Source organism: Crocosphaera sp. Alani8 (assembly GCF_038442745.1).
GTDB lineage: Bacteria > Cyanobacteriota > Cyanobacteriia > Cyanobacteriales > Microcystaceae > Crocosphaera.
In genome coordinates this window covers 1-3,577 of the sequence record NZ_JARVCN010000328.1, presented here as the reverse complement: position 1 = coordinate 3,577, position 3,577 = coordinate 1, and the positions used below count along the sequence as shown (strand labels likewise).

Here is a 3,577-nt window from a genome sequence, read left to right as displayed (position 1 = left end):
TTGGCCTAAGTTTTCGCAGCGAGTGACCCCTGGCTTTTTGAGAAGATACCTAAAAGCTGGAGTGCTGAATTGTTAGAATTTAATGGAGAAGCTGACCATGTTCATTTACTAATCTGCTATCCCCCCCACAAGCTTCTTAGTAGTTTAATTGCTAATATGAAAGCCACTGCTTCAAAAACCATGTGGCGCGAATTTGAGACAGAACTATCTAAAGTTTATTACAAGAGGGTATTTTGGACTGGTTCTTATTTTGTTGCTAGTTGTGGTGGTGTGACTATTCATCAACTCAAACAATACGTTCAATCTCAAGATACTCCTGATGTTTAAAGGATGCTTCGCAGTTAATATATTGGTCGGATTTTCATCCCTTTCATGAAATCGAGGGTCTTCAATCCAACACTTTAAGATAAAATGCTGTTTTTAGAGTTGGTTTATCCGTCGCAATAAAATCACTCTTAACATACATATTATTTGATTATCATAGCAAAGGTTCTAAACTATTAATCAAGCTTGATAACTGCTGAATTATTTAACTTGCACTTTCATCAAAATTGCTTAAGATTAAGGAATAAACTTATACTAATTTTTTAACCCTAACTCCATGCTTTCCTTATTGCAGATAAAAAATTTTGCGTTAGTCGATCGCTTAACCCTTCAGTTTGGTCAAGGATTAAATGTATTGACAGGGGAAACAGGAGCAGGAAAATCCATTATCCTAGATGCTATTGACGTTGTATTAGGGGGAAAAGTTAATAACCGTCTCATTCGTCAGGGAACTCAACAAGCATCCTTAGAAGCGACATTTCAGGGGAATGAAAGGGTATTAGATTGGTTACAGCAACAAGAAATTGATCCTCTTGATGATAACACTGTCGTATGTTTACGGGAATTATCCCTAACAGGAGAAACTGTTCGATCTCGTTCCAGAATCAATGGAGTTCTCGTAAACTTACAGATAATGGCACAATTTCGTAACTTGCTGGCGGAAATCACCGCACAAGGACAAACAGTTCAATTAATGGATGCAACTCGACAACGGGAATTATTGGATTTTTATGGTGGTAATGGAATCCTTAAACAACGGAAGTTAGTGGAATACGCTTACGAAAATTGCAAAGAAATTGAAAAGAGTTTAGAAAAAAGAAAAAAATCTGAGCAAGAAAGATTACAAAGACTTGATTTATTGGAATATCAAATAAAAGAACTAGAAGAAGCACAATTAAGCGATCCCAATGAACTCCAACAACTAGAACAAGAAAGCGATCGCCTTTCCCATGTGGTAGAGTTGCAGAAGCTAAGCTATCAAACCTATCAACTCCTCTATCAAAACGACAACGGAGAAGCTGCGATCGCAGATCGCTTGGGAGAAGCAGAAAGGATATTGACAAATATGACTGAATATGATACAGAACTAGAGCCATTATTAGAGATGGTAAAATCAGCTTTAACCCAAGTAGTAGAGGCAGGAAAAGAGATAAACGGTTATTGTGACAGGTTAGAAAGCGATCCGCAACGATTAACCGAAGTAGAAGAAAGAATAAACCTAATTAAGCGTATTTGTCGTAAATATGGCCCCGATTTGAGCGATGCTATTGGTTTCTATCAGAAACTAAGCGCAGAATTAGAGGAATTAAACGATGGGGAACAGTCCATTGAAAAGTTAGAAAAAGATTATAATACCGCACAAGAAAAATTGCTCAAAACTTGCCAAGAACTAACTATACTAAGACAAAAAGCCGCTACAAAATTAGAAAAACGTCTAGTCAAAGAATTAAAACCTTTGGCTATGGACAAAGTAATTTTTGTTTGTCAAATTACCCCTTGTAATCCTAGCATTCATGGAAGCGATCAGGTAATTTTTTATTTTAGTCCCAACCCAGGAGAAAAAATACAACCTTTGTCCCGTACCGCTTCTGGAGGAGAAATGAGTCGTTTTCTTTTAGCATTAAAAGCGTGTTTTGCAAAATCAGAAAAATGTTCAGGTACCTTAATTTTTGATGAGATTGATGCAGGAGTCTCAGGAAAAGTTGCCCAAGCGATCGCAGAAAAATTGCACAATTTAAGCGAAACCTATCAAATATTATGTGTCACTCATCAACCCTTAGTTGCAGCCATGGCCGAAAATCACTTCCGAGTTGAAAAACAAATTATTGAGGAATTATCTAAACTAGAAAACGAAGAAAATGGTCAATTAACTTTACCCGAGATCAGAACCGTTGTCAGGGTAAAAGCATTAGAAAATATCCAAACGAGAAAGGAAGAATTAGCACAACTAACGGGAGGACATTCTTCAGAAGATGCGATGGAATTTGCCAAATCATTATTAGTAAAAGCGGAATCTTACCGCTTGGGAAAGCAAAAAATTCAGTGAAAATAGTTGAAAATAGAGTTTTTAGAGCAACCAATGCACTAATTTTTTTGACTCTATCCATCTTAATTATTTTCGTCGAAATTATAATCTTAATCAACTAAAATAAAACATTCAAAAGTAAAATAATGCCCCTAGAAAAAATCACTAACGAATTAGCAAAAAAACAGATTAAAAACGTAAAACTTATTGCTACCGACATTGATGGAACCTTAACTAAAAACGGTGAATTTAGTAATCAATTATTATTAACTTTAGAAAAATTACGAGAACATAATATACAAGTTATCCTCATCACTGGAAGATCGGCAGGATGGTGCCAGGGTATTGTAAATTATTTACCAGTCTGGGGTATTGTAGCCGAAAACGGAGGGATTTACTGTCTAAAAGAGAACCAAAAAATAACACAATTAACAGAAATTGATAATATAGTAGAGCATCGTCAAACATTACAGAATAACTTTGAATATTTAAGGAGTCAATTTCCTCAATTAACAACTTCTAGTGATAACCAATTTAGAATAACCGACTGGACATTTGATTGTCACGAACTTAGTCAACAACAACTACTAACTATAGAAGAAATTTGTCATAAAAATAATTGGGGATTTACCTATAGTCATATTCAAGCACATCTTAAACCCCAACAACAAAACAAAGGGAAAGCATTAATGACCATTAAAGAAACCTATTTAAAACATTTATCTCCACAAGAAATAGTCACAATAGGAGATAGTCCCAATGATGAAAATCTATTTAATAGAGATCTTTTCCCTCTTTCCGTCGGAGTTAATAATATTCTTAAATATACAGATAAATTAAAATATCAACCTGCTTATGTAACTAACTTAACCGAAATTGACGGATTTTGTGAATTGAATAGAATTATCACTTAACTAACCAATAAAATTAAAAATTTTGCTAATATTTTGTAAGTATGTCATGAACAAACCGCCCTATTAATCTCAGTTCTGTGTTAGGATTTCGGGGTTCTGAGTTGATTCTTTTGCTAGAAATTGCCTTATTCTGATCAGCAACAAGAGAAGGTTAGGGAATTTTGTGCGCTTGCCTTTAAGGAGATCCTAAGAGGAGCATCTGTCTAAAATTAAGCTCGATAAAGTTGAACAACCAATCCAAGATTTTCTTAGTGAGAGTATTAGAAGCTTCTCAAAAAGTCTGGGGGGACTCGCCGAAAGTTAGGGGACAAAG

At 35.1% G+C, this 3,577-nt stretch carries 3 protein-coding genes; all 3 read left to right on the top strand.

Going from position 1 to position 3,577, the window contains the following annotated elements:
* Nucleotides 1-45 precede the first annotated feature (45 nt).
* The 3 genes from tnpA (at nt 46) to P9B04_RS17175 (ending at nt 3,264) form a co-directional block, all read left to right on the top strand.
* Nucleotides 46-327 carry an IS200/IS605 family transposase gene (gene tnpA / locus P9B04_RS17185; protein ID WP_342056201.1) on the top strand — a complete coding sequence of 94 codons (282 nt, stop codon included), beginning with the start codon at nt 46-48 and terminating at the stop codon, nt 325-327.
* A 274-nt stretch (nt 328-601) separates the two neighbouring features.
* Complete coding sequence (gene recN, locus P9B04_RS17180; protein WP_342056200.1) at nt 602-2,371, top strand: DNA repair protein RecN; 1,770 nt, start codon at nt 602-604, stop codon at nt 2,369-2,371.
* Nucleotides 2,372-2,496: 125 nt separating this feature from the next.
* Nucleotides 2,497-3,264 (top strand): HAD family hydrolase, encoded by a 768-nt coding sequence (locus P9B04_RS17175; RefSeq protein ID WP_342056199.1) that lies wholly within the window; start codon nt 2,497-2,499, stop codon nt 3,262-3,264.
* The last annotated feature ends 313 nt before the right edge of the window (nt 3,265-3,577 follow it).

Coding starts and splice junctions, on each gene's coding strand:
- P9B04_RS17175 (WP_342056199.1), top strand. CDS start 2,497: ATGCCCCTAGAAAAAATCACTAACGAATTAGCAAAAAAACAGATTAAA.
- recN (WP_342056200.1), top strand. CDS start 602: ATGCTTTCCTTATTGCAGATAAAAAATTTTGCGTTAGTCGATCGCTTA.